13 protein-coding genes are annotated in these 6,716 nt (G+C 42.4%); all 13 read right to left on the minus strand.

Annotation, left to right across the window (positions count from 1 at the left end; genetic code table 11):
- On the minus strand, positions 1–568 hold a 568-nt coding region (gene rpoA, locus LFYK43_RS09100), incomplete at its 3' end, for a DNA-directed RNA polymerase subunit alpha (protein ID WP_124977654.1).
- Positions 569–653: 85 nt separating this feature from the next.
- Positions 654–1,040, minus strand: coding sequence for a 30S ribosomal protein S11 (gene rpsK, locus LFYK43_RS09105; RefSeq protein WP_124977588.1), 387 nt, complete (start codon positions 1,038–1,040; stop codon positions 654–656).
- Between the two features lie 28 nt (positions 1,041–1,068).
- On the minus strand, positions 1,069–1,434 hold the full coding sequence (gene rpsM, locus LFYK43_RS09110) for a 30S ribosomal protein S13 (protein WP_124977590.1): 366 nt from the start codon (positions 1,432–1,434) through the stop codon (positions 1,069–1,071).
- A 25-nt stretch (positions 1,435–1,459) separates the two neighbouring features.
- Positions 1,460–1,573 (minus strand): 50S ribosomal protein L36, encoded by a 114-nt coding sequence (gene rpmJ, locus LFYK43_RS09115; RefSeq protein WP_124977592.1) that lies wholly within the window; start codon positions 1,571–1,573, stop codon positions 1,460–1,462.
- A gap of 34 nt (positions 1,574–1,607) precedes the next feature.
- Positions 1,608–1,826 carry a translation initiation factor IF-1 gene (gene infA / locus LFYK43_RS09120; RefSeq protein WP_124977594.1) on the minus strand — a complete coding sequence of 73 codons (219 nt, stop codon included), beginning with the start codon at positions 1,824–1,826 and terminating at the stop codon, positions 1,608–1,610.
- A gap of 261 nt (positions 1,827–2,087) precedes the next feature.
- The gene (locus LFYK43_RS09125; protein ID WP_124977596.1) at positions 2,088–2,747 is read right to left on the minus strand and encodes an adenylate kinase; all 660 of its coding nucleotides are present in this window, start codon (positions 2,745–2,747) and stop codon (positions 2,088–2,090) included.
- 195 nt (positions 2,748–2,942) lie between these two features.
- Positions 2,943–4,241, minus strand: a complete 1,299-nt coding sequence (gene secY / locus LFYK43_RS09130) for a preprotein translocase subunit SecY (protein WP_124977598.1) — start codon at positions 4,239–4,241, stop codon at positions 2,943–2,945.
- Positions 4,242–4,244: 3 nt separating this feature from the next.
- Positions 4,245–4,679, minus strand: coding sequence for a 50S ribosomal protein L15 (gene rplO, locus LFYK43_RS09135; protein WP_124977600.1), 435 nt, complete (start codon positions 4,677–4,679; stop codon positions 4,245–4,247).
- 35 nt (positions 4,680–4,714) lie between these two features.
- Entirely contained in the window at positions 4,715–4,897 is a 183-nt protein-coding gene (gene rpmD, locus LFYK43_RS09140; RefSeq protein ID WP_124977602.1) for a 50S ribosomal protein L30, read from the minus strand.
- A 13-nt stretch (positions 4,898–4,910) separates the two neighbouring features.
- A complete protein-coding gene (gene rpsE, locus LFYK43_RS09145; RefSeq protein ID WP_124977604.1) occupies positions 4,911–5,411 on the minus strand; it encodes a 30S ribosomal protein S5 in 501 nt (166 codons plus the stop codon).
- 21 nt (positions 5,412–5,432) lie between these two features.
- The gene (rplR, locus tag LFYK43_RS09150; RefSeq protein WP_305775330.1) at positions 5,433–5,798 is read right to left on the minus strand and encodes a 50S ribosomal protein L18; all 366 of its coding nucleotides are present in this window, start codon (positions 5,796–5,798) and stop codon (positions 5,433–5,435) included.
- 34 nt (positions 5,799–5,832) lie between these two features.
- Positions 5,833–6,369, minus strand: a complete 537-nt coding sequence (gene rplF / locus LFYK43_RS09155; RefSeq protein WP_124977608.1) for a 50S ribosomal protein L6 — start codon at positions 6,367–6,369, stop codon at positions 5,833–5,835.
- 31 nt (positions 6,370–6,400) lie between these two features.
- A partial coding sequence (gene rpsH, locus LFYK43_RS09160) for a 30S ribosomal protein S8 (RefSeq protein WP_124977656.1) occupies positions 6,401–6,716 on the minus strand: 316 nt, incomplete at its 5' end.

Here is a 6,716-nt window from a genome sequence, read left to right on the forward strand (position 1 = left end):
CATTTTTCTGACCAACACGTGTTTTTTCTACTTGGTAGTTGACACGTTCGATTGGGGTATAAATCGAGTCGATTGCCAATACACCAATAGGCATATCTTCATTTTTAGCTTTGTTTTCAGTAGCTGAAACATAGCCGCGGCCCTTGTTAGCGGTCATCCGTGCATGGAAGGAAGCACCATCTGCAACTGTACAAATGTACAAGTCTGGATTCAGTACTTCAACATCACTGCTGCCTTGAATGTCGCCTGCAGTTACTTCCATCGGGCCGGTAACATCGATTTCCAATGTCTGAACGTCTTCTGAATTTAACTTCAATGCAACTTTTTTGAGATTCAAAATGATTGTCGTTACGTCTTCCAAAACACCATCGATTGATGAAAATTCATGCAAAACGCCATCAAGTTGAACATCGGTAATAGCAGCACCTGGCAACGAAGAAAGTAGGATCCGACGCAGTGAATTGCCTAATGTTGTTCCGTAACCACGTTCCAACGGTTCAACAACAAACTTGCCGTAATTTTCGCTTTCTTCGATTTTTTGAATTTTTGGTTTTTCAAATTCGATCATTCTTACCCTTACCCCTTTCAAAACGTAACGTGCAATCTGGAGACAACATCATGAAGATATCCTTCAAAATGAATGCAGTTCCAAATTAAACACGACGGCGCTTTGGAGGACGGCATCCATTATGAGGTACTGGGGTAACATCTCTGATTGATGTAACTTCAAGACCTGTTGTCTGCAGAGCACGAATTGCTGCTTCACGACCGGAACCAGGTCCCTTAACAGTAACAGCAACTGTCTTCATACCATAATCCATAGCACCCTTTGCAGCTGCTTCAGATGCCATCTGAGCTGCGAATGGTGTTGACTTACGTGAGCCCTTAAAGCCCAATGAGCCAGCAGAAGACCATGCCACAGCGTTACCATGGACATCTGTGATCATAACAAGTGTATTGTTGAAAGTTGAGTGAATGTGAGCAACGCCGCTCTCAATATTCTTTTTTACACGACGTTTGCGAGATTTTTTAACTGCCATTAATTAGCTGACCTCCTTTATTATTAGTTTATTTTTTCTTGCCGGCAATTGAAACTGCTGGGCCTTTGCGTGTCCGCGCATTGTTCTTCGTGTGTTGACCACGAACGGGCAAATTACGACGATGACGCATGCCACGGTATGAACCAATTTCTGACAAACGCTTGATGTTCAAGGAAACTTCACGACGAAGATCACCTTCAACTTTGTAGTTATCAACTGCAGCACGGATCTTGTCTTCTTGTTCAGAAGTCAAATCACGTACACGAACATCTTCAGAAACACCTGCTTCAGCCAAAATCTTTTGGGCAGTAGTTCTACCGATTCCGTAAATATAAGTTAAGCCGATCACGATCCGCTTGTCACGGGGTAAATCGACACCTGCGATACGAGCCATTACAATTACACCTCCTGTTTAATTATTATCCTTGTCTTTGTTTGTGCTTCGGATTAGAGCAAATAACCATGACATGACCGTTGCGTTTGATTACTTTGCAGTGTTCGCACATTGGTTTAACTGATGGTCTTACTTTCATGAATTATACCTCCTGCTTAAGATTGAAGTACAATCTATCTGTAACGATAGGTGATGCGACCCTTAGTCAAGTCGTACGGGGACATTTCAACTGTCACCTTATCACCTGGCAAAATACGAATATAATGCATCCGGATCTTACCGGAAACATGAGCTAGGATCTCATGCCCATTTTCAAGTTCAACTTTGAACATTGCATTAGGCATGGTTTCCTTGATCGTACCTTCAATTTCAATCACATCATCTTTCGCCACGTAAAAGTACCTCCTTAAATTTGGTTTTAAAACTTTACACTTAAAAACGTGAGAAGCTTTGCTGGAGTCCCACCTTTTTTCCGTCAGGCCGATCAACCCCTAAAATTGGGCGAACTCTGCCTATTGAAAAGATAAACCTAAATTATCATAGCATAGCACCCCTAGACTTGCAAGAAATATTTGCCTTGTCTGTAAATTTTCTCATCTTCTCAGTACTTGCCGTAGTAATTCCAGCTGGACTCAACCTAAACCTTGAATTGCTTATTTGAGTGCGTTAAGGATCTGTTGGATCTCAGCGTAAACTTGGTCGATTTCTTTATTGCCTTGGACATTGTGCAGCAAGCCCTTTTGTTCGTAGAAATCTAATAAAGGTGTGTTCATCTTAATATTAACATCTAAACGATTCTTGACAGTTTCTGGTTTATCATCTTCACGCTGATAGAATTCATGACCGCCGCAACGATCGCAAGTACCATCAACCTTAGTTGGATTGAACACCCTATGGTAAGTGGCACCGCAATTACGGCAAATATAACGTCCGGTCAAACGTTCCATCAATGAAGCCGGATCAACATCAATGTTGATCACACCAGTCAGCGGACGACCAAGTTCTTGTCCGATTTGATCTAAAGCATGAGCCTGTGCCATGTTGCGCGGGTAGCCGTCAAGCAAGTAACCATCTTTAACATCGTCTTGACTCAAACGTTCTTTAACGATCCCATTAGTTACTTCGTCTGGAACTAATTCACCTTTATCGATGTATTTTTTAGCTTCGACGCCCATTGGAGTTTCGTTTTTCATTGCTTCGCGAAAAATATCACCCGTAGAAATGTGGACGACCTGATATTCATCAACGATCTGTTCAGCTTGAGTACCTTTACCTGCACCAGGCAGGCCCATTAACATTAGATTCAAAGCCATCAAAAAAACCTCCTCTTACGTTTTGGCAATATTGGTCAGTTTCACATCTCAGCTAAATTATTAACAATAGTTTAGCAGCTTTAAAGTCAAATTAGGCAGAAACTGACACTGTTCTTGCCTCTATCAATTTTTTAGAATAAAGTTCTCTCACAAAAAAATGGGTCAGTTCATCGTGATGAACAAAACCCAATTTTCTTATTCTCTGATGAAACCGACATATTCACGTTTCATCATCATACCTTCTAGTTGCCTGATCGTTTCGAGTGCTACACCAACAACGATCAGCAAGCTTGTTCCGCCTAAGCCGATCGATTCATCCAAACCGAAGTATGCAGAACCGACCAACGGGATCAAGGAAACCAGCCCCAAGAAGAGGGACCCGACGGTACTTAGTCTCATTAACAGTGATGAGACGTACCTTTCAGTTTCTTTACCCGGCCAGACAGAAGGAATGTAGCTGCCTTGTTTTTGCAGGTTTTCCGAAAGTTTTTCCGGGTTGACCTGCACAAAAGCATAGAAGAAAGTAAAGACAACGATCAATGCCGTGTACAAAATCATTCCAGGTGTTGACTGCATATTAAAAATGCTGGTCATGATCTGGTACCAATTGTCTTGTGAATGATTTTGCGCAAATGCCATTAAAATCGTCTGCGGTGTTGCAATAAACGAACTGGCAAAGATAACTGGAATAACACCAGCAACGTTCACTTTTAACGGCAAATATGAATTGTCGCCGGCTCCAGCTAAACGTCGTGTATACTGGATCTTAACCTTATAGTTGGCCTGTTGAACATAGGTCACAAAAGTCACGATCACCAACAAAGCGATAATCAAGAGCACGACATACAAAATTGGCTGCCAAATCTCCGACATATGCACACCGGCGAATTGTTCTTGAGCGACCTGTTGGATCCCGACCGGCATCCGAGCAATGATCCCAGCCATGATGATCATTGAGATCCCGTTACCTAGTCCTCGATCAGTGATCATATCACCGAGCCAAGTTGTAAACATCGTTCCACCGGTCAAAATGACACCAATACTTACATAGGTTTGCACACTGGGATTTTGCACTAAGTTTAAACTGCTTAATGCGTTAAATCCTGCAGTGATTCCAATTGATTGTATAAACGCCAACACAATTGCCAAGTATCTCGTCACCTGATTTAGTTTGCGTCGACCAACTTCACCTTGTTTACTCCATTCAACAAAGCGCGGCACAATGTCCATTTGCAACAATTGAACCACGATCTGTGCGGTAATGTAGGGCGAAACCCCCATTGCCAGAATAGAATAGTTAGTCAAACCGCCACCTGAAAATGTGTTCAAGATACTAATTAACCCTGAAGACGCAACACTATTTAAAGCTTTAGCGTTGATCCCAGGGACGGTAATATAAGTGCCGAGACGAAATACAATCAAGACACCAAGCGTAAAAAAGATTTTATTGCGAATATCTTTTACAGCAAGGGCATCTCTCAGTGTCTTCAGCATTTATTAAATCACCTCAGTTTGACCGCCTGCTGCTTCGATCGCAGCTTTTGCTGATGCAGAGAACTTGTTGGCTTTAACAGTCAACTTCTTAGTTAATTCACCATTACCCAAGATCTTGATCCCGTCGTTAGCATTCTTAACCAGACCAGATTCTACGAGTAATACAGGTGTTACTTCTGCACCATCTTCAAATTTATTCAGAGTTTCAACGTTCAAGATCGCATATTCTTTGCGGTTGATGTTGTTGAAACCACGTTTTGGCATCCGGCGGAACAATGGCATTTGTCCACCTTCAAAGCCCAAACGGACCTTGCTGCGGGCTTTTTGACCTTTTTGGCCACGGCCAGATGTTTTACCATTACCAGATGAAGTTCCACGGCCGACACGATTACGAACGTGACGAGCACCTTCACTAGCTTGTAATTCATGTAATTTCATTACGGTTGGCACCTCCTTGTCCTACTAAATAAAAATTATTCAGCTTCTTCTACGTCCACTAAATGGTTAATTTTTCTGATTGCTCCGCGCATTGCTGCGTTGTCAGGAACAATGGCGAAACTATTAATATGTGTCAGGCCTAAGCCCTTAACGATTTCGCGCTGATTTTGAGGACGTCCGATAACTGAACGTGTCAAAGTAACTTTAATATTGGCCATTATCATGTCCTCCTTATTCAGCTAAATGCTGAACAGAAACACCGCGACGAGCAGCAGTTTCTTCAGCACTACGCATATTTACTAAACCATTGATCGTAGCACGGACTACGTTAACAGGAGTGTTTGAACCAAGTGATTTACTTGTCACATCAGCAACACCTGCAAGTTCCATCACGGCACGAACTGCGCCGCCGGCAGCAACACCAGAACCAGCTTCAGCTGGCTTCAACAAAACACTGCTCCCGCTATGTTGGCCAACAACTTCATGAGGAAGAGTTGTTCCAGCAATTGGAACTTCGATTAAGTTCTTACGAGCAGCATCAACGGCTTTACGGATAGCTTCAGGAACTTCCTGAGCTTTACCAGTGCCGAATCCTACGTGACCATTGTGGTCGCCGACGATTACTAAAGCCGCAAAACGCAAACGGCGTCCGCCTTTAACAACTTTAGTAATACGGTTGATCGCAACAACGCGATCTTCCAAATCTAATTGAGCTGGGTCAATAAAAGCCATAAACGTTAATTCCTCCTTCTTTTAAAAGTCTAAGCCATTTTCACGAGCAGCATCAGCCAATGCCAACACGCGACCATGGTACAAATAACCGCCACGATCAAAAACAACTTCTTTGATGTTCTTTTCTGCAGCACGTTTTGCTACCAAAGCACCAACAGCAGCAGCTTGCTCTGTTTTGTTGCCTGCAGCAATTTCACTATCTAAAGTAGAGGCACTAGCCAGCGTCACACCCGCTACGTCATCAATTACTTGAGCGTAGATGTTTTTGTTTGAACGATAAACATTTAAGCGTGGGCACTCAGCAGTACCAGAGATCTTGTTCCGGACACGAAGATGACGCTTTTGACGTGTCTTATTCTTATCTGGTTTTGAAATCACTATTTTCACCTCTTGAAATTTTTAACAGCATTATGCTGCATTATTATTTACCAGTCTTACCTTCCTTACGACGAACATATTCGCCAACATAACGAATACCTTTGCCTTTGTAAGGCTCTGGTGCACGAGTAGCACGGATCCGCGCAGCAGCATCACCAACAAGCGCCTTATCAATACCAGAAACAGTAATTTCTGTATTGGAAGGTACTTCAACAGAGATCCCTTCTTCTTCAGGGAATTCAACTGGGTTGGAGTAGCCGACGTTTAAGATCAATGTCTTACCCTTCATTTGGGCACGATAACCAACACCACGAAGTTCAAGCTGTTTCTTGAAACCTTCAGTAACACCAATTACCATGTTGTTAAAGTTAGCACGGGTTGTACCGTGTAAAGCTTTTAATTTATTGTCATCAGAAGGACGATCAAAGGAAACTTCATTACCGTCAATTTTCATGCTGATTTGATCAGAAAATTCACGAGTAAGTTCACCCTTAGGACCTTTAACTGTAACGACGTTGCCGTCTTGTTTGATTTCTACGCCTTCTGGGACTGTAACAGTTTTATAACCAATACGACTCACGAGATGTACACCTCCTTGCTTCTATTTATTATTACCAAACGTAAGCGAGAACTTCGCCGCCGATGTTCTTTTGCCGAGCAGTTTTATCAGAAACAACACCTTCAGATGTTGAGATAATTGCGATACCTAAGCCGTTTAAGACCTTAGGAACAGCATCTGCTTTGACATAGGAACGTAAACCGGGCTTCGAGATCCGACGTAAACCGGAGATTACACGCTCGTTATTCTTATCATATTTGAGAAATACACGGATGATACCTTGTTTGTCATCATCGATGTATTCAACATCACGAATAAAGCCTTCATTTTTCAAAATTTCAGCAATATCGTGCTTGATTTTTGATGCA

It is taken from the genome of Ligilactobacillus salitolerans (assembly GCF_003864415.1).
Taxonomy (GTDB): Bacteria; Bacillota; Bacilli; order Lactobacillales; family Lactobacillaceae; genus Ligilactobacillus; species Ligilactobacillus salitolerans.

Excerpts from the sequence above, each read along its gene's own strand:
- rpmD (WP_124977602.1), bottom strand. The coding sequence starts at position 4,897 with ATGGCCAATATTAAAGTTACTTTGACACGTTCAGTTATCGGACGTCCT.
- rpmJ (WP_124977592.1), bottom strand. The coding sequence starts at position 1,573 with ATGAAAGTAAGACCATCAGTTAAACCAATGTGCGAACACTGCAAAGTA.
- secY (WP_124977598.1), bottom strand. The coding sequence starts at position 4,241 with ATGCTGAAGACACTGAGAGATGCCCTTGCTGTAAAAGATATTCGCAAT.
- rpsE (WP_124977604.1), bottom strand. The coding sequence starts at position 5,411 with ATGGCTTTTATTGACCCAGCTCAATTAGATTTGGAAGATCGCGTTGTT.
- rpsK (WP_124977588.1), bottom strand. The coding sequence starts at position 1,040 with ATGGCAGTTAAAAAATCTCGCAAACGTCGTGTAAAAAAGAATATTGAG.
- rplO (WP_124977600.1), bottom strand. The coding sequence starts at position 4,679 with ATGAAATTACATGAATTACAAGCTAGTGAAGGTGCTCGTCACGTTCGT.
- LFYK43_RS09125 (WP_124977596.1), bottom strand. The coding sequence starts at position 2,747 with ATGGCTTTGAATCTAATGTTAATGGGCCTGCCTGGTGCAGGTAAAGGT.
- rpsM (WP_124977590.1), bottom strand. The coding sequence starts at position 1,434 with ATGGCTCGTATCGCAGGTGTCGATTTACCCCGTGACAAGCGGATCGTG.